Below are 24789 nucleotides of genomic sequence, written 5' to 3'. Positions count from 1 at the left end.
CGGCCGATCATTCTTCCTTCAGTGTAACAGGCGCACCCGGAGCAGATGTCCCAAGTTTCTTGGATTTTTCCCGAATGTTGGGATATCATCCCAAGATGAGCCATGAATTGGATGAAGCTGACCTGAGAATTCTGCGTTGTCTGCAACAGGACGCGTCGGTCAGTATGGATGAACTGGCCGCCAGGACGAACCTGTCGCGCAACGCCTGCTGGCGGCGCGTCAAGCAGCTGGAGGAGCGGCGGATCATCCGCGGGCGCGTCGCGCTGATCGACCCGGACGCGGTCGGTCTCGGCCTGTCGGTCTTCGTCATCATCCGCACCAGCGCCCATGAAGAGGGCTGGCTCGCCAAGTTCGAGGAAGCGGTTCGGACGCTGCCGGAGATCCAGGGCGCCCACCGGATGACCGGCGATATCGATTATGTGCTCCGGCTGCGGGTCGCGGACGTCACGGGCTATGACCGGTTCTACAAGCGCCTGATCGCGAAGGTCCCGATCTCGGACATTTCGGCCAGTTTCGTCATGGAGGACATCAAGGAGACGACGGCACTGCCGATCTAGTTCCGCGTCGTCCGAATGAGACGGATCGTGCCCAGGACGATGCAGGTCGCCGCCGTCACGACGATCCCGGCGAACGACGGGACGGCGAAGACGAGATGCGACCACTCCATGTTGGTGGTGCGTTCCCCGGCTTCGTGCAGCTCCAGCCCGTGCCCGAGGACTGGCCAGGCGAGCACGGCGAAGAACAGGCCGGCCACGATCAGCCAGACGGCGTCCAGGCGGGCATTCGTGCGGTCGGACAGACGGGTCGTGAACAGGTCGACCGAGATATGCCCGTCTTTCACGAAGGTGTGGGAGAAGGCGAAATAGGCCATTAGCACCATGGTGAGCGTCGATATCTCGATGACGCCGACAAGGTAGAACAGCTTCAGGTTCCGGCCGGCAATATCCAGCACGGTAAGGGTCATCAGGCCGACGATCGCGACGCCGGCGAGCGCCGCCATTCCGGCCAGCAGCAGCCGCGGCCCGCGCCTCATTGGAAAAACACTCCCGGCAGCCACAAGACGATGATCGGAAAGGCGACGATCAGGAGCAGGCGCAACGTATCGGCGACCAGATAGGGGGCGATGCCCTTGAACGCCTGCGCCGCCGATACCTGCGGCAGCTGTTTCGCCAGCACGAATATGTTCATCCCGATCGGCGGCGTCACCGCGCCGAACTCCACGACCATCATGGTGACGATGCCGTACCACACCGGGTGGAAGCCCAGATCGCGCATGATCGGGAACAGCACCGGCGTGGTGACGAAGACGATGGCGATCACGTCGAGAAAGCAGCCGAGCACGATCAGCAGCAGAACGACGATCGCCAGGACCAGATATTTCGACAGGTCGAGGTTGCCGACGGTTTCCGAAAGGAACTGCGGAAAATGGGCGCCGGTGACGAAGAAGGAAAACAGCGATACGCCGATCACGACAAACAGGATCGCGGCGGTCAGCACGACGGTTTCGGAGACAGCGTCGACAAAGGCGCGCCAGCCGATCTTGCCGGACAGGATGCCGAGCAGCAGCGCGCCGGCCGCCCCGACAGACGCGCCCTCGGTCGGCGAGAACAGGCCGCCGAAAATACCGCCGAGCACCAGAAGAAAGATCGAGACGACGCCCCACACGCCGCCGAGGGCGCGCAAGCGGTCGATCCAGGCCATGCGTTCGCCGGCCGGTCCGTCCTGGGGCCTCGCCCACATCCAGACGACCGTGGTCAGCGAATAGAGCAGCACCGCCAGGATGCCCGGCAGGATGCCGGCGGCGAACAGCTTGCCGATCGACACTTCGGTCAGCAGCGCATAGATGATCATAGGGAGCGACGGCGGGATCAGGATGGCGACGGTTCCGGCCGTCGCGACCGATCCGGCCGCCAGCGGCCGGCTGTAGCCGTAGCGCAGCATTTCCGGCACCGCGAGCTTGCCCATCGCCGCGACCGTGGCGAGGCTGCTGCCGCTGACCGCGCCGAAGCCGCCGCAGGCGACGATGCTGGCGATGGCGAGGCCGCCCCTGCGATGGCCGACGAAAGCGTAGGCCGCCTTGTACAGCGACTCGGCGAACCCGGCCTTCACCGCCAGGATGCCCATGAAAATGAACAGCGGCAGGACCGAGAGCGTGAAGTTGCTCATCGCCTCGACCGGCGCTGAGCCGAGGGCGAACACCAGCGTGTCCCAGCCCAGCAATGCCCAGGTGCCGCCGATGCCGACGACGCCAAGCGCAAGGCCGATCGGCATCCGCAAGGCGATCAGGAGGAGCAGGATTGCCAGACCGGCAAGGCCGGCGGCGGGCGCCATGTCGATCGGCCGGGGTTAGGGCAGGGCCGGGTCGCTCCGGGCCGGACGGAGGCCCGTCCGGCCCGGCGTAGCGTCCATTTCTATTTCGCTTCTTCTTCGGCGATGGCCTTCTTCATCGCCGCCAGGATTTTCCGCGCCGGCAGGCCCTTCTTTTCCAGCCCGGCGACATAGGCTTCGCTGACGCCGGCCAGCCGCTTACGGAAGTCGGCCTGCAGCGCGGCGTCTGCCATGACCACCTTGTTCTGTTTCTTGGCGATGGCCAGTCCCTTGGCGTCGACCGGCGTCCAGCAGCTGGAGCTCCAGGCCGCCAGCTTCGGGCCGGTGAAGTCGGAATCGATCACCGTCTTCGCATCCGCCGGCAGGCCGTCGTAAGCCTTCTTGCTCATGCCCAGGAACATCGTCGCGCCGTTCAGCGTCACGCCGAGGCTGTAGTTCGTGACTTCGCCGATTTTCCACGACAGCATGCCCGACCACGGGAACAGCGCGCCGTCGATCACGCCCTTCGACAGGCTCTCGTAGATGCGCGGCGCGGGGAGTTGCGCCGGCACCGAACCCAGCGCCTTCAGCACCATCTGGTGCACGCGGCCGGCGCCCCGCAGGCGCAGGCCCTTCATGTCGTCGATCGTCTTGATCTCTTTGCGCAGGTGGATCTGGTAGAGCGCGGGAACGACGATGGCGAGCAGATGGATGTCCTTGAATTCGTTCTGCAAGTGCGCCTGCACGACCCTGGTGACCGCCCGCGCGCCGGCGACATTGTCTTTCATCAGGAAGGGCAGGGCCGCCAGGCTGGTCAGCGGAAACCGGCCCGGCGTGTAGGTCAGCACGCCCTGGGACATGTCGGTGACATTCTTGGCGAGCTGCTGATACTGGCGCAGCGGATGGGACAGCGCGGTGCCGGCGAAGAACCGGGTGAATTTGACCTTGCCGCCGGTGCGTTTCGTGATCGCCTCCATGATGGCGACAGGGCCGCACTGGTTGATCGGGTTGCGCTCCGGCGCCATCGAGGCGAATTTGAGCGTGACCGACTGGGCGGAGGACGCGCCGCACAAGGCGGCAAGCGCAACTCCCGCGAACGCGACAGACCTGGGCATTGTGGACATGAAGATTCCTTCCCTGAAGGCGACAGGCCTATCGCCGAGAACCAATCGCTGCTTCGGAACCGGAGCGAAAGAGCGAATGCCTGCCTGTGCCGTGAGGGATACTACGTGCGGCGTGTCCGGGCTTCAATCCGATACCGGCCGGGGGAGGCGGAGATGCGCTGAGCGAAAGGCGCCGCCAGCCGGGAAATACAGATGATCGAGCGCCCGAACTTCCTGTTTTTCATGACCGACCAGCAGCGGGCGGATCATCTGTCCTGCGCCGGCAACCCCCTGTTGCGCACGCCGCACATCGATTCGATCGCGGCGCGCGGCACGCGGTTCGACCGGTTCTATGTCGCGTCGCCGATCTGCATGCCGAACCGGGCAACGATCCTGACCGGCCGGATGCCGAGCCTGCACGGCGTGCGGATGAACGGCATCCCGCTCGGCCTCGACGCGACCTGCTTCACCCACCTGCTGAAGCGCGCCGGCTACCGGACAGCGCTGATGGGCAAGGCCCATTTGCAGAACTTCACCGGCCAGGAGAAGGCCTTTGCCACCGAATGGCCGGAGGGACTCAAAGCGCCGCCGCCGGATCTCAGTGAAGCGGACCGGGACCTGCGCAAGGGGCCCGCCTACGACCGCGAACTGCGTGCCGACGAATGCGACGATCCCGCGACCGACGAAGCCGAAGGAGACTTCTACGGCTTCGACAGCTTCCGGCTCTGCACCTGGCACGGCGACAGCGTGCGCGGCCACTATTCGCGCTGGCTGGAGCGGCGCCTCCCGGATTCCGACAGCTATCGCAGCCGGGAAAACCCGCTGCCCGATCCGCGATACGACGCGCCCCAATGCCGCCGGACGCGCATTCCGGAGGCGCTGTACCCGTCCAGTTACATCGCGGACATGACCGTGGACTATCTGGAGAAGCACGCGGCCGAGGGCGCCCGGGCGCCCTTCTTTGTCCAATGCTCGTTTCCCGATCCGCACCATCCCTTTACGCCGCCGGGAAGGTATTGGGACCTGTACAATCCGGCCGACATAGCGCTGCCGGAGAGTTTCTACCACCGGCCCCACGACCAGACGCCGGCGCTGGCGGCCATGCACCGGGAGTTCGAGACCGGCGTCGCCGACCGGCGCTGGGTGCTGCCCTACGCGGTCAACGAAGCCGAAGCGAAGCAGATCGTCGCCGTCACCTACGGCATGATCGCGCTGATCGACGACTGTATCGGCCGCGTGCTGGCGGCGCTCGAAGAATTCGGGCTCGCGGCAAACACGGTCGTCGTCTTTACGAGCGACCATGGCGACTGGATGGGCGACCACGGCATCGTGCAGAAAGGGCCGCTGCACTATCAGAGCCTGATCCGTGTCCCGTTTCTCTGGTCCGATCCGGCCGCAAGGGACCGCCCGGTCTCGACCGATGCTCTGTGCAGCTCCCTGGACATTGCCCGGTCGATTCTGGCGCGGGCCGGCCTCGCACCGTTCAACGGCATGCAGGGCCAGGACCTCGCCGCCGTTCTGGCCGGCGGCGAATCGGAGCACGATTGCCTCGTCATCGAACAGCAAACGGCCCGGCCCTATATGGGCCTGACAAGCTCGGTCCGCGTCCGCACCTTCCAGGACCGGCGCTGGCGGATGACCCTGTGGGAAGGCCAGGACTTCGGCGAGTTGTACGATCTCGACAACGATCCCGGCGAGATCGCGAACCTGTGGGACGACGCCGGACACCGGGCCGTGCGCAAAGACCTCATGGAGCGCATGGCCTGGAAACTGTTCGAATTGCAGGATCGCTCGCCGCTCCAGACGGGCGAAGCCTGAACCGGATATTCGCGTCGGCGCGATGCAAGACATCGAGGAGACGACCGCCCTGCCGATCCTGGCTGCCTCTATTCCCGGCGGATCGCAAAAGACGCCTGAGCGGATTGGCGCCCAAGTGTGGAAGCCGACAGAGTAGCCTGCCGACGACGATCGGGCGGCGGCGGACAGCCCGGACGGCAGGCGACAAATTTGCGGGCGCGGGAAACCGCGAAAACGGAAACACTGCGCCAACCTGCGCGCCTGGTTAGCCCAGGCAGGAAACATCCGGGTGCCGAAAGGGCGGTGCCCACCATTCCGATACCCGTGACGGCTGGCTAATGCACCCAAATTCGGCATTTCGACAGGCTTCCCGCGACGCGAATCTGGCATTCGCAAGAGCGCGGTCGTTCGGCACGCTGGCCGTGGACGCAGGCGACGCTGCCGGGCCCTTGCTCAGCCATATACCCTTCCTGCTGGCCGCGGACGGTGGGGCCGTCCATGCCCATCTCGTGCGGTCGAACCCGATCGCACGCTGCCTGATGAAGGGAGAACGGCCGGCCGTCCTGGCGGTCAGCGGCCCCGATGGCTACGTTTCGCCCGACTGGTACGAAGCCGGCAACGACCTGGTCCCGACCTGGAACTATGTGGCCGTCCATCTGCGGGGCCGGCTGCGGCTTCGTCCGGAGGAGACCCTGCGCCCCCATCTGGAAGCGCTCGCGGCGCAATTCGAGCATCGGCTCCTGCCCAAGCCGCCTTGGCGGACATCGAAGGTGCCCGACCGGCACCTGCAGGCGATGATGCGCGCGATCCTGCCGATCGAACTGATCGTGGATTCTGTCGACGGAACCTGGAAGCTGAATCAGAACCGGACCGACGAAGCCCGGCTGAACGCGGCGCGCCATCTCGAAACGGGCGGCATCGGGGTGGAAACCGCCCGGCTCGCCGGGATGATGCGGAAGCCGCCGGAGCCGGCCTGAGTCATGCAGTTTTTCAATGCCTTCCGAAACCGGCGGCCGGAGCGACGCGGAACTTCCAATCTGCCGCGGAATGGCGCGGCGCGTTCCCGCCGGCCGCCGAAGTAAATTCCTGGGGAGCGCGTTCAGGCCGGCGCCGGCTCCGGGCTGCCCGCCGCCGCTTTCTCCGCCTCCAGCACCTGCTCGAAGGCCTTGAGGAAAACCGCGGGCTCCTGGGCGCCCGAAACGGCGTATTGCCGGTCGATGATGAAGCAGGGCACGCCCTGGATGCCCATCTGCCGGGCCATCCGGTCTTCCTGCCGGATGCGCTCGACATCCTCGTCGCTGTCCAGATAGGCGCGGGTCTCGTCCGCATCCATCCCGGCATCGGCGGCGAGTGCGACCAGGGTTTCGCGGTCGCCGATGTCCCGGCCTTCCATGAAACAGGCGCGGAACAGCCGCTCCACCACCGCATCCTGCAAGCCGGGCCGGCCCCCGGAGTCCTCTGCCGCGCGGCCGGCCCGGTCGATCAGCCGGTGCGAATCGAGGGTGTTGGGCTGGCGCGGCATGGCGGCGAAATCGAAGTCGAGGCCGGTCGATGCCCCAGCCTCGCGGATCGCGGAATAGATGTGCTCGGCCCGCTCGTCGCCGCCGAACTTGGCGGCCAGATAGGCCTTCCGGTCCATGCCTTCGGCCGGCATGTCGGGATTGAGCTGGAACGGCCGCCAGCCGACATACACGTCGAGGTCCGGCGGCCTGCGGGCGAGCGCCTCCTCGAAGCGCCGCTTGCCGACATAGCACCACGGGCAGACCGTGTCGGAGACGATATCGACGGTGATTTTCCGGCTCATGGCCGCTCCCTCGATTGTGCGGCCGGACCTGTGCCGGCCGGCTCTGGTCCCGGTCGCGTCGGTCCGACAATAGAGCCAGTCGGGCCAATGTCAAAACCGGAACCCGTCCGGAAAAGCGGGCGCCGGCCTTCGTCTCGGGCTATGCCGCTTGTGCCGCCACCACGAGCCGCTGCCCGAGCGCGTGAAGCGCCGCCTCGACCTGGCCGATATGCGATCGGTGATCGAGGTCGAGCAGACGACGAATCGACCCTTCCACGGTATCGAGTTTCCTCGCCAGGGCGGCATTGCCGACACCCTGCTCCCGCATCGCGCAATAGAGAGCGACCTTGGCCGCAACCAAGGCCGGCAGGGAAACCAGGGGACGACCCTTGGCTGGCGACGGAACGGGAATTTTGCGCCGCGCTTCGACATATCCGCCGAGCGCCGCGATGAGACAGTCCTCCGCTTCGGCCAACGCGTCCTGCATCGTCGCGCCTTCAGTCAAAGCCTCCGGAACGTCGGGGAAAGAAGCCAGGAATCCGCCCGATTCCTGCTCGTCCAGTTGGACGGGAAACGCCTGTAGCAAGGAATTCGCCGCCATTAGTCTAACTCTCGTCCAGCCGGATGGTCTCGATGCCGCCATTGCGGACCGCCAGGGCGAGCCGGCCGTGTTTCAGGGCGAGGGCATCCTCGCCGAACAGGGTGCGGCGCCAGCCGGAAAGCGCCGGGACGTCCGCCTCGTCGTCCACCGCGATCCGCTCCAGGTCGGCGGCCGACGCGACGAGTTTCTGGGCGACGCGGCCTTTCTCGCAGCGCTCTTTCAGCAGCACCTTGAGAAATTCGATGACCGGCGCGGCGCCGGCCGGCAGCTCTTCCCGGATCGCGGCGGGCTGCGGTTCGGGCGCCGGCCCGTTGCGGCCGCGCTCGACCGCCTTGAGGATCGCCTGGCCGGCCGGGCCTTCCGCCAGCCCTTTCGAGACGCCGCGCGTGCGCATGAGCGCCGCCACGGTCCGCGGCGCGTTGGCGGCGATGTCGATCAGGGTTTCGTCGCGGAACACCCGGTTGCGCGGGATATTCTTCTGCTGCGCGAAACTCTCGCGCCACGCCGCGACCTGTTTCAGGACGCCGAGATACCGGGGCTTGAGGGAGCGTGACTTGACCCGCTTCCAGGCATCTTCCGGCTCTGTAATGTAGGTGGCGGCGTCTTCGAGCGCCGCCATGTCCCCGGCGATCCAGTCTTCGCGCCCTGCCGAGCGGATGCGCTCCCGCAATTTCCGGTAGGCCGTACGCAGATGTGTTACGTCTGAAAGCGCATAGGAGAGCAGCTTCCCGGTCAGCGGCCGGGCGGCCCAGTCGGCGAAGCGGGCGCCCTTGTCGATCTGCGCCTTCGCCAGCTTGCGCACCAGCTGTTCGTAGCCGACCTGGTCGCCGAAGCCGCACACCATGGCGGCGATCTGAGTATCGTAGACCGGCGCGGGCGTCCTGCCGGTCAGATGCACGAAAATCTCGATATCCTGCCGGGCGGCGTGGAAGACTTTCACGACATCGGGATTCTGCATCAGGTCCCAGACCGGCGTAAGGTCCATGCCCGGCGCCAGGGGGTCGACGGCCGCCGCCTCGTCGTCGCCGGCCAGCTGGATCAGGCACAGGACGGGCCAATAGGTCTTTTCGCGGATGAACTCGGTATCGACGGTGACGAAGTCTTCGGCCGCCAGGCGGGCGCACAGCGCGGCGACCTGCGCCGGATCGGTGAGGAGGGTCATGGCCGGGATATACCGGATGGTGCGCCGCAGCGGAACGGCGCGCTTTGGCCTGCTGCTGGTCGGCTTCGCTGCCGCTGTCCTGGTTACGGGCGTCCTGCTTGCGGGTAGCGCGCAGGCGGGAGACTGGTCGCAGTTGATGCGGCCCTGGCCGGGCGGGGCGGGCCTCGAAGGCGTCGCCGGGCGGGACATCCGCTTCCCGACCACCAGCCCGTTCGCGCCGGACGATCTGGACGATGCCGAGCCTGCGAGCGGCGTCGGCACCCTCTACCTGCCGAAACCGGAGGCCGCCGGCCGCCTGCGCCGCCGCAGCGTGCCGCTGGTCGTTCTGCTGCACGGCTCCAGCGGCGTACGCTGGGCGCGTGAGCACACCTACGGCCGCCAGTTCGCCGCCATGGGGCTGGCCGCGGTCGCGGTCGACGTCTTCGCCGCGCGCAACGACGGCGGCGGCGGATTCGTGCGGCGGCTGATCAACGTCACCGAGACCATGATGCTGGCCGACGCCTTCGCCGCCCTGCGCTGGGTCGCCCGCAGGCATCCGGCGGTCGATCCGGGCCGGGCCTTCGTCATGGGCTTCTCCTATGGCGGCATGGCGGCGGCCTACGCGCTCGACCGCCGCGTCACCCGCAAGCTGGGCCGGGGCCTGCGCTTCGCCGGCCATATCGCCTTCTACGCGCCCTGCATCGCGCGCTTCGCCAGGCCGCGGACCACCGGCGCGCCGCTCCTGATGATGTACGGCACCGCCGACGAGTTGATCGATCCGGTGCGCTGCCGGGCCTATCTGGACGACATGAAGCGCGGCGGCAGCGCGGGCCGGCTGATCGCGATAAAGGACGCGCCGCACCAGTGGGACGGCGGCTGGTCCCGGTTCCGCATCGGCCGGCAGATGCACGGCTGCCGCCTGCGCGTCGAGCCCGACGGCGCGATCCGCGACCTCAACACCGGGCTGGTCATGGCCTCGCCGGTGCTGCGCATGACCATCCTCGGCCTGTGCGTCGGCGGCCCGCCCTACCTGATCGGCCGCGACGACCGCGCCCGGCGCATCTCGAACCGCGAAGTCGGCCGCTTCCTGCACGCGATCCTGACGGGAAACGAGCCGTTCGGGGAATAGGGCGGCATTGCTGCTGTCGCCGTAACCTGCGGCCGAGACACCCGTTCGGTAGCCTCCTCTCCGGTCGGCGGGCAGGCAGTTGCAGGTGTCATGAAATGTCATGATTCGTGATGACCGCCTCCTTCTTCGCCCTCTCCCGTCATTCCGACCGGAGCAGTCCGCAGGACTGCGGAGTGGAGGAATCCCGGCGCCGGAATCTCGGATGGTTCCACAGATCGAGCCGAGATCCGCTCGCCGGCGCTCGGTCGGGATGACGGGAAGGGGAACGGCCGGCGCTGCCCGCCGGATCGCTACGTTCATGTTTTGTTTTGATCGTTCATTTATCAAATTCCGCCTAACTTCTTGGAATTGCGCCGTTTTTCGGTTGATCGAAAATAAAATCAGACCGGTCTTTCTAGCGTGTTTTTTTTGCCGGGCTTCTGGCCAAAAGGCTGACGACAACGTATTTTGTTCATATAATGTTCCTTTGCGCGGCGTCAAGCCATTTTTTGGCCGCGTCCGGGGCGCCCGCTCCGGTTCCGTGACGCCAGGCTTCGACCTGCCTAGCAGCGAGCAGGGGCGTTCGCTACCCCTCCCACACCAGCGCCAGCACCCTGAGCGGCGAGCCGCTGCCCTGCTTGATCTTGAGCGGGGCGGTGAAGAGCACGCTGCCGGTCGGCGGCAGCAGGTCGAGGTTGGTCAGGCATTGCAGGCCATAGCGGCCGGCGCCGTGGATATAGTAGTGGCACGGGTAGGGCGGGCGCAGATGCATGGCCTGGCCGGCGTCGGTGCCGATGCACTCGCTGCCGAAGCCCATGACGTCGCGCTCCTCGACCAGGAAGCGCACGGCGTCGGTGTCCGGGCCCGGCGTGTGCTGCCCTTCGTCGTCGAAATTCTGGTAGGATTCCGGGTCCGGCCGCTTCGACCAGTCGGTGCGCATCAGCACCCAGGAGCGCGGCGGGATCCTGCCGTGCTCCTCCTCCCAGTTGCGCAGGAAATCGGCCGACAGCAGGTAGTCGGCGTTCTGCTCGACATGCTTCACGCAATCGACGACGCAGGCCGGCGCCACCATGTTCTCGACCGGCACGGTATCGGTGCTGTTGTTGGGCAGGTTGCGCCCGGAGACCCAGTGGATCGGCGCGTCGAAATGGGTGCCGGTATGCTCGCCGCAGGAGAAGTTGTTCCAGTAGGCGGCGAGCCCGCGGTCGTCGTAGCGCGACACCTCCTCGAGCCGGAACGGCCAGCACTGGCCCATTTCCGGCGGCAGTTCGATCTGCGGAAAATCCGGCGTCAGGGTCTGGGTCAGGTCGATCACGCGGATTTGCCGCTCGGCGATGCCGCGGACCATGTCCAGAAGCGGGTTGGCGGTCATGCTGCTTCCCTTTTCCTGCTACTCGCCATGGGCCAGCTCCCGTTCCAGCACCTTGGGATCGCGGCGCCAGCGTTCGTACCAGTCTTTCGCGACGTCGCCGGGATAGACGTCCTCCGCGCCGCCCTGCAAGGCGCCGACGACGGCGCGGGCGAGGGCCGCCGGCGTCACCTTGGGCGGGCGCAACTCCTGGTTCCATTCGACGTCGAGCGGCCCCGGATAGAGGTTGATCACCCGCACCCCGGACCGGTGCATCCCGGCGCGCATCGCCTGGGCGAGCGAATGGGCCGCCGCCTTCGAAGCGGAAAAGGTGCTCTGGTCCGGCTTGTTGGCGAGCGCAAAGATCGACAGGATGTTGACCCACGCCACCGCATTGGTCTCGGTATCGGCGCCGCGCGACATCATCACCGGGCCGAATTCCTGGGCCAGGCGCAGCAGGCCGAAATAGTTGATCTCCATCTCGGCGCGGGCGTTCTCCGTGCCGTAGCGCCCGCCGACGGTATAGGCCCGGTGCTGCTCGGCCGTGTTGACCAGGATATCGACCTTGGGGCCGATCTGGCCGGCGCAGCGCTTGACCGAATCCGGGTTGGTCACGTCCAGGTCGACCACCGTGACCTCCGGCAGCGCCTTGATCTCCTCGAAACCGGGAATCTTCTTCCACGGCGCGGCCTCGCCGACCCAGACCAGGTCCGACCCGGCCGCGATCATGGCCTTCACGACGGCCTGGCCGACCGGGCCCTTGCCGTCGGTCACGAAGACCTTGCGGAATTTCGGATCGCAGGTCAGTTCGCGCATCTGGGGATCGTCGCTCATATGGGGCGTATCCTTTTCCGGCAGGGCCAGCAGCACCGCCTGTCCGGACCGGTCCAGCATGGCGCGGATTCGGACCCGGGCCGGCGGTTCGGCGCAGTCGCCGTGGACGTGGACGATCAGGCTCGGCGCTTCCGAATCCGATTTTCCGGGCGGCCTGTCGCCGTCCAGCTTCACGATGCCGAGCCGCCAGGGCAGGCGTTCGCGGAAATAGTTCTCCATGGCGTGGCGCAGGGTGGTGTGCGCCACCAGCTCGCCGCGGCCGCTGTGGGGCGTCCAGTCCAGCCGGTCAGACAGGCATTCCCGGCAGGCCTCGCGCGGCGGATACTGGACGGCGCCGCAGTCCCGGCAGACCTGGAGTTCGAAGACGCCGCGCGCCGCGCCCGAGGTCAGGCCGAGCGAAATCCGGCTGCGCGGCGCCGGCGGCAGCATCGGCGCCCGTGTCCGCAGGACCGGGTTCTTGCGCTTCGGTTTGGTGAGCGGGGCGGCCACGGATTCAGTCTCCCGCCGCCAGGATCGCCGCCGCCGAGCAGACGCCGCGGTCATAGCTGATCATGCCGAAGCCGCCGACCAGGCCGATCTTCGCATCCGGCACCGGTTTGCCGAGCGCCTGGCCGGTGACCTGGCGGATCGCCTCGACCGTGCCGAGGAAGCCGCCCGCGCCGCCGGCCTGCCCGACCGAGAGCTGCCCGCCCGACGTGTTGATCGGGAAGCTGCCATCCACGGTCAGGCTGTGGCTGCGCACGAAGTCCGGCGCCTCGCCCTTGGCGCAAAAGCCCAGATCCTCGAACTGCAGCATGTTGATCACGGGATAGTCGTCGTAGGTCTCGAAGAAATCGATGTCGTCCGGGCTCACGCCGGCCATGCCGTACAGTTCGGCGCTGTCCATCGCCCAGCCGCCGCGAAACTGCACCGGATCGTCCGGGAAGGCGTTGTGCCGCTCGATGGTGCCGAGAATGCGGCCAAAGCTCAAGCCGAGGCCGCGCGCCTGTTCCTCGCGCATGACGAGATAGGCTTCGGCGCCGGCGCAGGGCATGACGCAGTCGAACAGATGCACCGGCTCGGCGATCGGCCGGGCGGTCATGTACTGCTCCAGGGTGAGCGGCACCTTGAACAGCGCATGGGGGTAGGCGAGGGCGTTCTCCCGCTGGGCGACGCACATCTTGCCGAAATCCTCGCGCCGTGCGCCGAAGGTCCGCATGTAATAGTCGGTAAGGAAGGCGAAACTGGCGTTCGGCCCTCCGGTTCCAACGGGATAGACGGCGTCCTTGCCGAACTGGCTGAAGTTCTCCAGGCCCTGGCGGAAGCTGTCGATATGGTTGGTGTCGCCGGCGACGCAGGCGACAATATCGGCGTCGCCGGCCTGGACCGCGCGCGCCGCCCGGCGCATCGCGACGACGCCGGTGACGCCGCCCATCGGGATGAAGTCGAGCCAGCGCGGCGTCAGCCCGTGATGCTGGACGATGCCCACGGCGGTATCCGGCGCCAGCGACATGCTGGTCGCGCACACGCCGTCGAACCGGTCCTTGGAGAGGCCGGAGTCGCGGACCAGCGCGGCGAGCGCCCGCCCGATCCACCAGTGCGCGCCCCGGGTCGAGAAGCGGACATAGGGGATCGAGACCGGCGTCGTGACAACGATCCCGTCATACGGCGCCCTGCGGCTTGCGGACCGGGTCATGGGCGAATCATGGGCGGATCATGAACGGCGCTTTCCAAGCCGAAAATGATTACTCCGAAATAAAGCGCCGCTGGAATCCCCCTCCCCTTGGGGGAGGGGCCAGGGGAGGGGTCGTCCGGCAGCGCGCCGATGCCGGTTCCGGCAAGGCTTCGGTCGCCGCTTACCCCTCCCCCTAACCCCCTCCCCCAAGGGGAGGGGGGACTGCCTTGCTTACTCTGGCGAAGCCCGTTCGCGGCCTTTCGCAGGGGAATCCTCTGAAAAGGGGAAAAAACGTTTCCGGCCGGTCCCTGCCGGACGGCGGAGTCGGGCGCCGGCGCGGCGGTTCCGGCATTCGCTGCCGACGAAAACAGCAGCCAGGCCAGGGCGAGGATTGCCGCTGCCCACCGGGGCGCGGGCATCCGTTTGCGCAGCGGCCGGCCCCCCGGCAAGCCTAGGCCGCCTTGCGCGCGCCGTTCAGCAGCCGGAAAACCGCCTGCGGCGTCGCCGGCATGTCGATATGGTCGATTCCGGTCGCCGGGCGCAGGGCATCGACCAGGGCGTTGATCGCGGCCGGCGGCGCGCCGATCGCGCCGGCCTCGCCCGCGCCCTTGATGCCGAGCGGGTTGGTCGTGCAGCGCACGTTGCGGGTGGCGAAGCTGAAGAACGGGAAATAGTCCGCCTTGGGCATGTTGTAGTCCATGAACGACCCGGTCTCGAGCTGGCCGCTCGCCGGATCGTACCAGGTGAACTCGTGCAGGGCCTGCCCCAGCCCCTGCACGATTCCGCCATGGACCTGGCCCTCGATCAGCAGCGGGTTGATGACGGCGCCGAAATCGTCGACCACCGTATAGCGCAGGATCTCGATCTCGGCCGTCTCGGCGTCGATTTCCAGCTCGACGACATGGGCGCCGTTCGGAAACGTGTCGGCCTCGGGCGTGCGTTCGAAGGATTCGTCCAGCGGTTCGCCGTTCTCCCGCGCCCGGCGGGCGACATCGAATAGGGACACCTCCCGGTCGGTGCCGGCGACCCGGTAGGCGCCGTCGCTATATTCGACGTCCCCGGCGGCGGCCTCCAGCATGTCGGCGGCGGTCCGCCGTCCCTTGTCGACGATGGCCGCGGCCAGTCCGAGCATCGCCGACCCGCCGACCGGGACGGAGCGGGAACCGCCGGTCATGCCGGGCGGGGCGCGGTCGGAATCGCCCTGGAATATGCGGATATTCTCCATGTCGATGCCCAGCTCGCCGGACAGGATCTGGCTGTAGGACGTCTTGTGGCCCTGGCCGTTGTCCATCGTCCCGATGGCGACCGTGAGAATGCCGTCGTCGCCGAAACTGCCGGCCGCGACTTCGGGCGGGCCGCCGCCGCAGCGCTCGATATAGGTGGCGAGGCCGATGCCGCGATACTTGCCGCGCCGCAGCGACTCGGCCCGGCGCGCCTCGAAACCGGCCCAGTCGGCCTGCGCCATCGCCTGGTCCATCAGCGCCTCGAACTCGCCGCTGTCATAGGTGTCGCCCAGGCAGGTGGTATAGGGCATCCGGTCCGGCCGGATGAAATTGATCCGGCGGATTTCGTCGGGCGAGCGGCCGGTTTCCAGCGCCGCCTTGTCGATGACCCGCTCGACGATATAGGCGGCTTCCGGCCGCCCGGCGCCGCGATAGGCGTCGACCGGCACCGTATTGGTCAGCACGCCCTTCACCGTCGTGTAGATGACCGGGATGTCGTAGAGCCCGGCCAGCATGTCCATGCCGAAACAGGCGACCAGCGGGGCGAAGGTCGACAGGTAGGCGCCCTCGTTGGCGAAGGTGTCGGCGCGCAGGGCGAGGATGCGGCCGTTCCGGTCCAGGCCCAGCTTGCAGTAGGTGATGTTGTCCCGCGCCTGGACGTCGGAAAGGAAGCCTTCGGACCGCTCGGAGGTCCATTTGACCGGCCGCCCGAGCCGGCGCGCCGCCCAGACCACCAGCGCCTGCTCCGCGTGCGGAAAGACCTTCATGCCGAATCCGCCGCCGACATGGCCGGTGGTGACGCGCAGGTTCGACGGATCGATCCCGAAGACCGGTTCGGCGAGGATGTCGCGGATCAGGCTCGGCCCCTGGGTCGAGGCCGCGAGGGTCGTGCGCCCGGCCGCGGCGTCGTGCACGGCGAGCGCGCTGCGTGGCTCCATCGGGTTGGCGACCACCCGGTTGTTGACCAGCCGGAGTTCGCAGACATGGTGTGCCCGGGCCAGCGCCGCCTCGACGCCGGCCTCGTCGCCCTTGTGCCAGTCATAGATCAGATTGTTCGGGATGTGGTCGTAGAGCAGCGGGGCGCCGTCCGCCGCCGAATGCTCCGTGTGGACGGTGACTGGCAGTTCCTCATACTCGACCGCAATCCGCTCGGCAGCGTCGCGCGCCTGGGCCAGGGTCTCGGCCACGACCAGCGCCACCGGATGGCCGACATAGCGCACCCGGTCGCCGGCCAGGATGCCGTGCGGCGAGTCGTGGCGCTCCGAACCGTCCCGGTTCTCGAGGGGAACAAGGCAGGGCAGGTCGCCGAGGCCGTCGGCGGCCATGTCCGCTCCGGTCAGGATTCCGACCACGCCGGGCGCGGCGGCGGCCTCCGCGCTGTCGATGCCGAGAATGCGGGCGTGGGCGTGGGGCGAGCGCAGAACACAGGCCCAGGCCTGGCCGTCGATCGAGGTATCGTCGGTATAGGCGCCGGCGCCGGTCACCAGCACCCGGTCCTCGATTCGGGCCGCCGCCTGGCCCACTCCGAATTTCGTCATCGCTGTTCTTGCCCGTTGGATTGCCTTCACGCCGCACGCGCTCCGGTGCGGCAGCGGTAATGCCGCGCCCGGCACGGTGCGCCAAACTTAGCGTGCAGGGCAGGGGCGGCAAGCGGATTCCGCTGCGGTTTCCGGGGCGGATTCCACAGCGCCGGCGCGACCGCCGGACCCGGCCGGTTCGACAGTTTCGGGGTCCGTCCGCGGCCGAACACGAAGCTGTGACTTCGGCCCGCATTTTTTCGCTTTTCAACCCCGCATAAAGGGCGTAGAGGCCGCTCCCACCCTGCATCGGCCCGTGCGACACAGGCGCGCCGGGCCCGGCCGATCGGTGACGCCATGATCCGCGATCGTCGCTCCGTCGCATACCCGGTCGAACTGCAACCGCTGTTGCAGCGCCTGCTGTCGCAGGTGTCGACGGAAACCCTGCCGGACCCGGACCAGGTCGACAAGGTGTGCGCGCACGTTCCGGCGGGCACCCGGGTCTTCGTCGCCTCGCTGCCGTCGCGCGACCGCACCGATACCGTGACCGCCGCGAAAACGCTGAACGCGCGGGGCTATATCGCCGTGCCGCATATCGCGGCGCGGGCCCTGCCGAGCCACGCGGCGCTTGAGGATTTCCTCTACCGGCTGACCGGCGAGGCCGGTTGCCGCGAGGCGCTGGTCATCGCCGGAGACCGGCCCGAGGTGGCGGGGCCGTTTGCCGAAAGCATGGACGTGCTGCTCACCGGCGCCCTGGAGCGGCACGGCCTGCACACGATCCATGTCGGCGCGCATCCCGAGGGCAATCGCCTCATCGGCGACGACGCCCTGCGCGAGGCGATGCTCAGCAAGGATCACTACGCCTGCAGCAGCGACGCCGATTTCGATTTCGTCACCCAGTTCGTCTTCGAAGGCGCCACGGTCGTCGACTGGGCGCAGAAGCTGCGCGGCCTGGGTATCGGCCTGCCGGTGCGCCTCGGCATCGCCGGCCCCGCCGATCTGGCGACCCTGCTGCGTTATGCGAAAATCTGCGGCATCGGCGTTTCGACCCGCGCCCTGATGCGCCAGGGCGCCGGCAGCGTGAAGCTGATCCGCCGGACCGTGAAACCGGACGACCTGATTGCCGGCCTGGTTGCGGCGGCGGGCACGGACCCGCTGCCCGAGATCGCCGGCCTGCACATTTTCCCCTTCGGCGGCGTCGGCCGGGCGATGGGTTGGCTGGCCGAGGCCCGCAAGGCGGCCGGACTTTAGCCGCCTCCGGACTGCGCACGGCCGTCCGCAACCGGCGTTCCGCAATCCGGGGATTTCCCGCAGCGTCCCGAATGATGTAAGGCTGGCACCCGGCCCGGCGGCGGTTTGCGCCTGCGGGCCGCGCCGCACCCGCATCGGACCGCCGTCATGCCCGCCTATACCGCCATCGACCATGCCGCTGCCCAAAGCAATACGGGCGGTCTGGTCTGGCCCGCCGAAGGCTGGAGCCGCGTTCCGTTCGAACTGTTCACGAGTCCGGACATCCACGAACGCGAGGACGAACGGCTCTTTCGCGGCCCGCACTGGAACTATCTCGGGCTCGACGTCGAGGTTCCCGAACCCGGCGACTACACGACGTGCCATGTCGGCGCGACGCCGGTCGTTCTGGTGCGGGACGAGGGCGGGGAACTGCGCGCCTTCGTGAACCGCTGCGCCCATCGCGGTGCGGAGGTGGTGCGCCGGCCGCGTGGTAACGCGCGCGGCTTCACCTGCATCTACCATAACTGGAGCTACGACCGGGCCGGCCGGGTCGTCGGGGTGCCCTGGGAGAAAGGGCGCGGCGGCGGCGGCGGCTACGACGCTACGTTCGACAAGGCGCAGCACCGGATGCGGCCGCTGCGCGTCGCATCGTGGGCCGGTGTGGTCTTCGGCACCTTCTCAGGCGAGGCGCCGCCGCTCGAAGACTATCTGGGCCCGGCGATCCGGGACCGGCTGTCCGCGGTGTTCGCCCGGCCGATGACGGTCACCGGCTATCAGCGCCACACGATCCGCGCCAACTGGAAGCTGCTCTACGAAAACTCGCGCGACTTCTACCACGCGCCCCAGCTGCACAAGTTTTTCGGCGCGTTCGGCATCGTCCAACCCGACCAGGCGGCCCGCGCCGAGATGTGGCACGAGGGCACGCACTGCCTGCTGACGATCTACCAGAATCCGGGGGCCCGCAAGCAACGCACCAAACTGGAGGAGCCGCGCGTCGCCGCCTTTCGCACCGCGCTGCCCGAAAACATCGCCATTTCGATCGTGGGGATTTTTCCGAACTGCCTGTTCACGCTGATCGGCAATGCGTTCAGCATCCGCCAGTTCCGGCCCAAGGCGCCGGACCGCTTCGAGGTGGTCTACACTTATTTCACCTATGCCGACGATCCGGAATGCCTGCGCGAACACCTGTTCCAGAACAACCAGTTCGGCCCGGCCGGCTATGTCGCGATGGAGGACGCCGAGGTGGTCGAGAAACTCCAGGCGCGAATTGCATTGGGTGCGGACAAGGGCGCCAGCCTGGTGGCGATGGACGGCACGGACACGACTCCCGAGCGGATCGACCATATGGTCAGCGAGGCCAACCTGCGGGCGATGTGGAAGGGCTACGCCCGGTTCATGGGTTTCGCGCCGCCGGAGCCGGGCGGGTCCGCGGCAGACGGGGAGCGGTCGCCCCAGTGAGCGGCATCGGGCTCGACGTCGACCGCGACGCCCTGTTCGCGATCGAGCAGATGAACAAGGCCTATGCCCGCTGCCTGGACGACGACCGGCTGGAGGAATGGCCCGACTTCTTCCTCGACGACGCGCGCTACCTGATCCAGTCGCGCGAGAACCGGGACGCCGGCCTGTACGGCTACATCCTGTATTTCGAAAACAGGGCGATGATGCGCGACCGGATCAAATCGTTGCGGATTGCCAACTATTACAACCTGCATACCGACCGGCACCTGATCACGAATGTCGATATCCTCGGCGTGGCGGACGGGGTCTACGACGCCAGGGCGAACTATGCCGTGATCCAGACCGACGCCGAGGGACGGTCGGACCTGTTCTCCGCCGGCGAATATGTCGACCGGATCGTGTTCCGCGACGGCGTGCCGAAGTTCAGGGAGCGGCTGGTCCTGCTCGATACCTCGAACATCGTCGGCCTGCTCGCCGTTCCGCTCTGATTCCCCTCCAATTCCCCTCTAATTCCCCGTAATTCATTGTCGGCGCCCTGACCGTACGCTATGACAGGGTATTGCCGGCTGGAAGGCGGGCCGCGGCCCGCGGCGCCGGCCGTTCGTGTGTCTGGGAGGAAAAGTCCATGAAAATGCTCAAATTCGCCGTTCCCGGCCTCGCGGTTGCCGCGCTGGCCGCAGGCGCGGCCCCGGTAGCGGTCAGCGCCGCGGAAGTCATGCTGCGCGGCGGCAGCTGTTTCCCGATCGGCAGCCCGCCCGGCCGGCCCTTCGAGGCGCTGGTCAAGGAGATGAACGCCAAGGGCAAGGGCGTCGTCCAGATCAACCTGCTCGGCGGCGCGCCGGCGATCGGCAGCCCGTTCACGCTGACCCAGCGCATGGCCAAGGGCGCGTACGACATGGTCGGCTGCACGGAGGCCTATTTCGGCAACGTGCTTCCGGAGGCGCCGGTGCTGCGCCTGCAGGAATACGATTTCGCCACGCTGCGCAAGCGCGGCGCGATCGCCTATGTCAGCAAGTTGCTGGCCGCGAAGAACCTTCACTATGTCGGCCGCTACTGGGACTACGGAACGTTCCACCTGTTCCTGAGCAAGCCGATCACGGGCCCGGACCTGAAGGGGCTGCATCTGCGCGTTGCGCCGGTCTACACGGCCTTCTTCAAGGCGCTGGGGGCCACGGTCCAGCTGGCGGCGATGCCGAAGATCTACACGCTCATGGAAAGCAACACGGTGCAGGGCTTCGGCTGGCCGGCCGTTGGCTGGAATCCGGCTTGGGCCAAGGTCACGAAGTTTCGGGTCGATCCCGGCTTCTACAACGCGTCGTTGCACCTGTTGGTCAACCTGAAAAAGTGGAAGAGTTTGAGCGACGCGCAGCGGAAATTCATCACCGATCTGACGTTGGCGCATGAATCCGCCGCCGAGACGACCAAGCCGCGTTTCCAGGCATTGCGGAAGAAAACGATGGCCTGGTACGAGAGCAAGGGCATCAAGGCCATCGAGATGAAGGGCGCCGATCGCGAAAAATGGCTCGGCACCGCGAAAAAGGCGGCCTGGGACGAAGTTCTCAAGCGCAGTCCCGAACACGGCAAGAAGCTGATGGAGCTGTTCACGAAATAGAGCCGATCCTTGCAGCCTGAAGGGGTGGCCGGCCGGGCGCGGCCGGCCGCCTTTTTTCTGTTTCGAGCTTCGATATGCCGGCGACCTCCTTGATCCTCGACCGCTTCGAGGCGGGCTTCGAGCGGGTCAACCGCGTTCTCGCGGGCCTTGTGGCGCTGTCCATCGGCGTCTTTGCGCTGCTGATTCCCTTCGACCTGTTCCTGCGCAAGGTCGGCTGGGGCAACCTGCCCTGGCTGCACGAAGGTGCGGAATACGGCCTCTATGTCGGCGTCTTCCTGTCGGCGGCCTGGGTGCTCAACAAGGGCTCCCACGTCCGGGTCGACATCGTCATCGCCGCCCTCCCGCGCCGGGTCGCCCTGCGGCTGGAGAAGCTGCTGGATATCGGCGGCGCGCTGCTCTGCCTCCTGCTGTGCTATTTCGGCGCCATCGGAATGCTCAGCGAATACGAATTCGGCACCCTGCCGGACAAGGACCTGCGCATTCCCAACTGGTACATGCTGCTGGTCTTCGCCGTTTCCTTCGCCCTGCTCGCCATCGAATTCCTGCTGCGCTACCGCCGCGCCGGCAGGGAAGGGGTGGCGACATCCTCCGACGCGGGCTTCTGAGCGATGGAATGGTATTTCGCCATGATCCTGATGCTGGGGATCGTATGCGCGTTCCTGTTCCTCGGCATGCCCGTGGCGTTCGCCTTCATGGCGGCGAACCTGTTCGGCACGGCCCTGTTCATCGGCGACTTCGCGCAGACCGGCGACTGGACGGTTGCGGCGATCGCGCTCGAAAGCATGCCGATGGAATTCCATCTGGCGGTCAACTATGCGCTGACGCCGATCGCCCTGTTCCTGCTGATGGGCGAGATCCTGTTGCAGACCGGCGTCGCCTTCAAGGCGATCGGCGCGATCGACAGGCTCATCGCCCGCGTGCCCGGCCGGCTTTCCGTCGTCTCGATCGTCGGCGGCACCATCTTTTCCTCGCTCTCCGGTTCGACCATCGCCAACACCGCGATCCTGGGCAACGTCCTGCTGCCGGATATGGTGAACCGCGGCTACAAGCCGTCGATTTCCATGGGGCCGATCATGGCGGTCGGCGGCATCGCCATGCTAATCCCGCCCTCGGCGCTGGCCGTGCTGCTGGCAAGCATTGCCGAGCAGTCCGTCGCGCTGCTGCTGGTCGCCGGCATCGTGCCGGGCATCCTGATGGCGGCCCTTTTCTTCGCCTATGTCATCGGGCGGTGTGTATTGGATCCGAGCCTGGCGCCGGGCTACGATCCCGATCATAGCCATCTCGACGTGCCGCTCACCGTTACGGTCAACGGCCGCGGCGGGCCGCTCTGGTCGGGGACCTATGACGGTCCGGCCCTTCGTGCAATCAACCGCTTCCTGCCGTTTGCCTTCTACATCTTTCCCCTGTTCTCCATCTTCGTGGTGGTGGTTGGCAGCATTTTTCTGGATATCGCGTCGCCGACCGAGGCGGCGGCGCTGGGCTGCATCGCCGCGCTGGCCGCCTGCTACTTCTTCCGGCTGTTCAGGAAAAGGATCACCGTCACCGGCGTGGAAGGCGCGGATTTCGACTGGCGGGCCGTCGCCAAGGCGCTGGTCGAAACCGCCAAGATCAACACGATGATCCTGTTCATCATCGCGGGCTCGCTGGTCTTCGCCCAGTCGCTCGCGGTGTCCGGCGCGACCGAGGGCCTGCTCGAAAGCCTGTCCGCGCTCAAGCTCACGCCGCTCGCCGTCGTCATCATGATGATGGTCGTGCTGCTGTTCCTCGGCGCCTTCATGGACCAGGTGAGCATGCTGCTGCTCACCCTGCCGTTCTTCCTGCTCGGCGCGACCTCGCTGCAGGCGACCTACGATATCGATCCGATCTGGCTGATGGTGCTGATCCTGATCACCATGGAGATCAGCCTGCTTACGCCGCCTTTCGGGCTCTTGCTCTATGTGATGAAGGGCGTGGCGCCGTTCGACGTCACCATCGGGGCGGTCATCCGCTCGGCGCTGCCCTTCATCCTGATCGAGCTTCTGGTCCTGATCCTGCTGATCTTCGTCCCGGAGGTGGCGACCTGGCTGCCCAGACAGATTGGCTGACCCGGCGGCCCGGCCACGGCGGCCGGGCCTTACGGTTCGCCGCGTCCGCCCGGGTCTTCGTAGCGCCGTCGGAACATGGTCGGCAGAACGAGCACGACCAGGGCAATCCGGATGACGTGATGGGCGGCCACGAACGCCGCCTCGATGCCGAGCGCGAGCGCGATCAGGCTCATTTCCGCCAGCCCGCCCGGCGCCAGCGCCAGTACGAGCGCCGGGATCGACGCATCGACGAAGGCGGATGCGGCCGCCGCCAGCAGGATGGTCAGCGAGATCATGATCGCGGTCGACCCCAGCGAATGGACGACCAGGCGCAGGACGCGGCGGATCGGGACGCCGGCGAAGCGGGCGCCGAGGGTTGAGCCGACGACAACCTGCGCAATGGCGACCAGCGGGCCGGGCGGCGCGATCGTGCTGGCGCCCACCAGATGGAGCAGGGCGCTGACGATCATCGGGCCGGTCAGCGCCGCAGCGGGGATTTTCAGGGCCTTCGCGCCGAAATACCCGGCGACGCCACCGGCCGTAAGGATGGCCGCTTCGTCCAGCGGAATGTCGCCGAAGGCGGCGCCGAGCGATGCCCGGCTGCCCTGGTCGTACAGGCCGAGGGCGACGAAGCCGAAGGGCACGATCAACACCGTCACCAGCACGCGTGTGGCGTGGACCAGCGCGACCGAGAGATAGTCGCCGCGCATTTCCTGCGCGACCAGCACCATTTCGTTGAGGCCGCCGGGCGTGGACGCGCAATATGCGGTGACCGGGCCGTGCCCCAGGCGCCGGAAGTACCAGAAGAGCAGGCTGGTACTGAGTCCGACATAGGCAAACAGGGCGATTACCGAGGCCCACCACTCGGGAATTCGTGCCGCAACTTCCGGCGTGAACTGGGCGCCCAGCATGACGCCGATAATAGCGATCAGCGGCTGGCGCACCTTGTGTGAGGCGATCATCGGCACGCCGGCGATCGCGCCGACGGTCGTGAACACGAGGGCCCCGATCATCCAGGCAAGCGGCAGGTTCGCCTGATCGAACAGCCAGCCGCCGGCAGCGCCGACGAGAAAGGTGATCGACAGGCGGAAGACCCAGGTGCGGCGCGGCAGGGCCGCCGCCGCGGCCGGGCCCTCCACGCTCCGGCCGGTCACGGCAGGAACTGCTCGCGCAGGATGCGCTCTTCCAGGTCGTGTTCGGGATCGAACAGCAGAGAGAGGGTCATATCTGCGGCCTGCCGGACGGTGACGCTCGCCACGTCGCGCACCTCGGTCGAATCGGCAACCGCGCTGACCGGGCGTTTCGCCGGATCGAGAATCTCGATGGTCACCGATGCCGTGTCCGGCAGCAACGCGCCCCGCCAGCGCCGCGGACGGAAGGCGCTGATCGGCGTGAGCGCCAGGAGCCTGGCGCCGATCGGGACGATCGGTCCCTGCGCCGACAGGTTGTAGGCCGTGCTGCCCGCCGGCGTCGCGACAAGGGCGCCGTCGCAGGCCAGTTCCGCCAGCCGTTCGACGCCGTCGATCAGGATACGCAGCTTGGCGGTCTGATGCGTCTCGCGAAGCAATGACACGTCGTTGATCGCGACCGCTTCGACCGTTTGCCCATCGACGGTTCGGGCCTGCATCAGGAGCGGATGGATATCGACCCGCTGAGCCGCTTCCAGCCGTTCCGCCAGGCCCGCCGGCTCGAATTCGTTCATCAGAAAGCCGACGCTGCCCAGATTCATGCCATAGACGGCGACGTCGCGGTCCAGTGTGGTGCGCAGGGTTTCGAGCATGAAGCCGTCTCCGCCGAGAACGACGAGACGGCGCGCTTCTGCCGCCGGAACGATCGGATAGCGCGCGGTCAGCGCGGCCAGCGCCGACTGCGCCTCGGGCGTGTCGGCCGCGACGATCGAGAAGGGCGAAACGGCCATCGGCTATGCCTGTCGATTTCCGGCGGAACCGGAGTCCACGGGTGACTCCGACCTTCGCGACAAGACATGGCTAAAATGCCCGCTGCCGTCAA

Annotated in this window: 22 protein-coding genes; 10 read left to right on the top strand and 12 right to left on the bottom strand. The window is 67.2% G+C overall.

Annotation, left to right across the window (positions count from 1 at the left end):
- The first annotated feature begins 95 nt into the window (after nucleotides 1-95).
- Nucleotides 96-557 carry an Lrp/AsnC family transcriptional regulator gene (locus OXM58_12875; GenBank protein MDE0149256.1) on the top strand — a complete coding sequence of 154 codons (462 nt, stop codon included), beginning with the start codon at nucleotides 96-98 and terminating at the stop codon, nucleotides 555-557.
- Here the strand turns inward: OXM58_12875 and OXM58_12870 are convergent.
- From OXM58_12870 to OXM58_12860, 3 genes are all read right to left on the bottom strand, one after another.
- Nucleotides 554-1033 (bottom strand): TRAP transporter small permease, encoded by a 480-nt coding sequence (locus OXM58_12870; GenBank protein MDE0149255.1) that lies wholly within the window; start codon nucleotides 1031-1033, stop codon nucleotides 554-556. The genes OXM58_12875 and OXM58_12870 overlap by 4 nt on opposite strands.
- A complete protein-coding gene (locus OXM58_12865; GenBank protein ID MDE0149254.1) occupies nucleotides 1030-2331 on the bottom strand; it encodes a TRAP transporter large permease in 1302 nt (433 codons plus the stop codon). The genes OXM58_12870 and OXM58_12865 overlap by 4 nt, the downstream gene beginning before the upstream one ends.
- A gap of 80 nt (nucleotides 2332-2411) precedes the next feature.
- A complete protein-coding gene (locus tag OXM58_12860; GenBank protein MDE0149253.1) occupies nucleotides 2412-3431 on the bottom strand; it encodes a TRAP transporter substrate-binding protein in 1020 nt (339 codons plus the stop codon).
- A gap of 192 nt (nucleotides 3432-3623) precedes the next feature.
- On the opposite strand from OXM58_12860, the gene OXM58_12855 reads away from it, so the two are divergent.
- On the top strand, nucleotides 3624-5228 hold the full coding sequence (locus tag OXM58_12855; protein MDE0149252.1) for a sulfatase-like hydrolase/transferase: 1605 nt from the start codon (nucleotides 3624-3626) through the stop codon (nucleotides 5226-5228).
- 317 nt (nucleotides 5229-5545) lie between these two features.
- Entirely contained in the window at nucleotides 5546-6184 is a 639-nt protein-coding gene (locus OXM58_12850) for an FMN-binding negative transcriptional regulator (GenBank protein ID MDE0149251.1), read from the top strand.
- A 122-nt stretch (nucleotides 6185-6306) separates the two neighbouring features.
- Here the strand turns inward: OXM58_12850 and OXM58_12845 are convergent, their stop codons facing one another.
- The 3 genes from OXM58_12845 to rnd all read right to left on the bottom strand — a co-directional run bounded on the left by OXM58_12845 (nucleotide 6307) and on the right by rnd (nucleotide 8753).
- On the bottom strand, nucleotides 6307-7011 hold the full coding sequence (locus tag OXM58_12845; GenBank protein MDE0149250.1) for a DsbA family oxidoreductase: 705 nt from the start codon (nucleotides 7009-7011) through the stop codon (nucleotides 6307-6309).
- Nucleotides 7012-7150: 139 nt separating this feature from the next.
- Nucleotides 7151-7591 (bottom strand): type II toxin-antitoxin system HicB family antitoxin, encoded by a 441-nt coding sequence (locus tag OXM58_12840; protein MDE0149249.1) that lies wholly within the window; start codon nucleotides 7589-7591, stop codon nucleotides 7151-7153.
- 4 nt (nucleotides 7592-7595) lie between these two features.
- Nucleotides 7596-8753 (bottom strand): ribonuclease D, encoded by a 1158-nt coding sequence (rnd, locus tag OXM58_12835; protein ID MDE0149248.1) that lies wholly within the window; start codon nucleotides 8751-8753, stop codon nucleotides 7596-7598.
- Here rnd and OXM58_12830 point away from each other — a divergent pair.
- On the top strand, nucleotides 8752-9861 hold the full coding sequence (locus OXM58_12830; protein MDE0149247.1) for a prolyl oligopeptidase family serine peptidase: 1110 nt from the start codon (nucleotides 8752-8754) through the stop codon (nucleotides 9859-9861). The two genes, rnd and OXM58_12830, sit on opposite strands and share 2 nt — an antisense overlap.
- A gap of 565 nt (nucleotides 9862-10426) precedes the next feature.
- On the opposite strand, the gene OXM58_12825 is transcribed toward OXM58_12830, so the two are convergent.
- From OXM58_12825 to OXM58_12810, 4 genes are all read right to left on the bottom strand, one after another.
- Nucleotides 10427-11212, bottom strand: a complete 786-nt coding sequence (locus OXM58_12825; protein MDE0149246.1) for a cyclase family protein — start codon at nucleotides 11210-11212, stop codon at nucleotides 10427-10429.
- Between the two features lie 18 nt (nucleotides 11213-11230).
- Nucleotides 11231-12511 (bottom strand): SDR family NAD(P)-dependent oxidoreductase, encoded by a 1281-nt coding sequence (locus OXM58_12820; GenBank protein ID MDE0149245.1) that lies wholly within the window; start codon nucleotides 12509-12511, stop codon nucleotides 11231-11233.
- Nucleotides 12512-12515: 4 nt separating this feature from the next.
- Complete coding sequence (locus OXM58_12815) at nucleotides 12516-13697, bottom strand: thiolase family protein (protein MDE0149244.1); 1182 nt, start codon at nucleotides 13695-13697, stop codon at nucleotides 12516-12518.
- A 430-nt stretch (nucleotides 13698-14127) separates the two neighbouring features.
- Nucleotides 14128-16437 carry a xanthine dehydrogenase family protein molybdopterin-binding subunit gene (locus OXM58_12810; GenBank protein ID MDE0149243.1) on the bottom strand — a complete coding sequence of 770 codons (2310 nt, stop codon included), beginning with the start codon at nucleotides 16435-16437 and terminating at the stop codon, nucleotides 14128-14130.
- A gap of 336 nt (nucleotides 16438-16773) precedes the next feature.
- On the opposite strand from OXM58_12810, the gene OXM58_12805 reads away from it, so the two are divergent.
- The 6 genes from OXM58_12805 to OXM58_12780 all read left to right on the top strand — a co-directional run bounded on the left by OXM58_12805 (nucleotide 16774) and on the right by OXM58_12780 (nucleotide 22800).
- On the top strand, nucleotides 16774-17667 hold the full coding sequence (locus OXM58_12805; protein MDE0149242.1) for a hypothetical protein: 894 nt from the start codon (nucleotides 16774-16776) through the stop codon (nucleotides 17665-17667).
- Between the two features lie 147 nt (nucleotides 17668-17814).
- On the top strand, nucleotides 17815-19104 hold the full coding sequence (locus tag OXM58_12800) for a Rieske 2Fe-2S domain-containing protein (protein MDE0149241.1): 1290 nt from the start codon (nucleotides 17815-17817) through the stop codon (nucleotides 19102-19104).
- Entirely contained in the window at nucleotides 19101-19592 is a 492-nt protein-coding gene (locus tag OXM58_12795) for an aromatic-ring-hydroxylating dioxygenase subunit beta (GenBank protein MDE0149240.1), read from the top strand. The genes OXM58_12800 and OXM58_12795 overlap by 4 nt, the downstream gene beginning before the upstream one ends.
- Nucleotides 19593-19729: 137 nt before the next feature.
- Entirely contained in the window at nucleotides 19730-20716 is a 987-nt protein-coding gene (gene dctP / locus OXM58_12790; protein ID MDE0149239.1) for a TRAP transporter substrate-binding protein DctP, read from the top strand.
- A gap of 74 nt (nucleotides 20717-20790) precedes the next feature.
- Complete coding sequence (locus OXM58_12785) at nucleotides 20791-21321, top strand: TRAP transporter small permease (GenBank protein MDE0149238.1); 531 nt, start codon at nucleotides 20791-20793, stop codon at nucleotides 21319-21321.
- A 3-nt stretch (nucleotides 21322-21324) separates the two neighbouring features.
- Complete coding sequence (locus tag OXM58_12780) at nucleotides 21325-22800, top strand: TRAP transporter large permease subunit (GenBank protein ID MDE0149237.1); 1476 nt, start codon at nucleotides 21325-21327, stop codon at nucleotides 22798-22800.
- A 29-nt stretch (nucleotides 22801-22829) separates the two neighbouring features.
- Here the strand turns inward: OXM58_12780 and OXM58_12775 are convergent, their stop codons facing one another.
- On the bottom strand, nucleotides 22830-23933 hold the full coding sequence (locus OXM58_12775; GenBank protein ID MDE0149236.1) for an AbrB family transcriptional regulator: 1104 nt from the start codon (nucleotides 23931-23933) through the stop codon (nucleotides 22830-22832).
- Complete coding sequence (locus OXM58_12770; protein ID MDE0149235.1) at nucleotides 23930-24697, bottom strand: NAD kinase; 768 nt, start codon at nucleotides 24695-24697, stop codon at nucleotides 23930-23932. The genes OXM58_12775 and OXM58_12770 overlap by 4 nt, the downstream gene beginning before the upstream one ends.
- Nucleotides 24698-24789 lie beyond the last annotated feature (92 nt).

It is taken from the genome of Rhodospirillaceae bacterium (genome assembly GCA_028819475.1).
GTDB lineage: Bacteria > Pseudomonadota > Alphaproteobacteria > Bin65 > Bin65 > Bin65.
Note: the sequence above shows the minus strand (reverse complement) of the source record. Positions and strands in the feature narration are given on the sequence as shown.

Bases quoted from the DNA above. Each gene is read 5' to 3' on its own strand.
- OXM58_12875 (MDE0149256.1), top strand. From the start codon at position 96: ATGAGCCATGAATTGGATGAAGCTGACCTGAGAATTCTGCGTTGTCTG.
- OXM58_12870 (MDE0149255.1), bottom strand. From the start codon at position 1,033: ATGAGGCGCGGGCCGCGGCTGCTGCTGGCCGGAATGGCGGCGCTCGCC.
- OXM58_12865 (MDE0149254.1), bottom strand. From the start codon at position 2,331: ATGGCGCCCGCCGCCGGCCTTGCCGGTCTGGCAATCCTGCTCCTCCTG.
- OXM58_12860 (MDE0149253.1), bottom strand. From the start codon at position 3,431: ATGTCCACAATGCCCAGGTCTGTCGCGTTCGCGGGAGTTGCGCTTGCC.
- OXM58_12855 (MDE0149252.1), top strand. From the start codon at position 3,624: ATGATCGAGCGCCCGAACTTCCTGTTTTTCATGACCGACCAGCAGCGG.
- OXM58_12850 (MDE0149251.1), top strand. From the start codon at position 5,546: ATGCACCCAAATTCGGCATTTCGACAGGCTTCCCGCGACGCGAATCTG.
- OXM58_12845 (MDE0149250.1), bottom strand. From the start codon at position 7,011: ATGAGCCGGAAAATCACCGTCGATATCGTCTCCGACACGGTCTGCCCG.
- OXM58_12840 (MDE0149249.1), bottom strand. From the start codon at position 7,591: ATGGCGGCGAATTCCTTGCTACAGGCGTTTCCCGTCCAACTGGACGAG.
- OXM58_12830 (MDE0149247.1), top strand. From the start codon at position 8,752: ATGGCCGGGATATACCGGATGGTGCGCCGCAGCGGAACGGCGCGCTTT.
- rnd (MDE0149248.1), bottom strand. From the start codon at position 8,753: ATGACCCTCCTCACCGATCCGGCGCAGGTCGCCGCGCTGTGCGCCCGC.
- OXM58_12825 (MDE0149246.1), bottom strand. From the start codon at position 11,212: ATGACCGCCAACCCGCTTCTGGACATGGTCCGCGGCATCGCCGAGCGG.
- OXM58_12815 (MDE0149244.1), bottom strand. From the start codon at position 13,697: ATGACCCGGTCCGCAAGCCGCAGGGCGCCGTATGACGGGATCGTTGTC.
- OXM58_12810 (MDE0149243.1), bottom strand. From the start codon at position 16,437: ATGACGAAATTCGGAGTGGGCCAGGCGGCGGCCCGAATCGAGGACCGG.
- OXM58_12805 (MDE0149242.1), top strand. From the start codon at position 16,774: ATGATCCGCGATCGTCGCTCCGTCGCATACCCGGTCGAACTGCAACCG.
- OXM58_12800 (MDE0149241.1), top strand. From the start codon at position 17,815: ATGCCCGCCTATACCGCCATCGACCATGCCGCTGCCCAAAGCAATACG.
- dctP (MDE0149239.1), top strand. From the start codon at position 19,730: ATGAAAATGCTCAAATTCGCCGTTCCCGGCCTCGCGGTTGCCGCGCTG.
- OXM58_12785 (MDE0149238.1), top strand. From the start codon at position 20,791: ATGCCGGCGACCTCCTTGATCCTCGACCGCTTCGAGGCGGGCTTCGAG.
- OXM58_12780 (MDE0149237.1), top strand. From the start codon at position 21,325: ATGGAATGGTATTTCGCCATGATCCTGATGCTGGGGATCGTATGCGCG.
- OXM58_12770 (MDE0149235.1), bottom strand. From the start codon at position 24,697: ATGGCCGTTTCGCCCTTCTCGATCGTCGCGGCCGACACGCCCGAGGCG.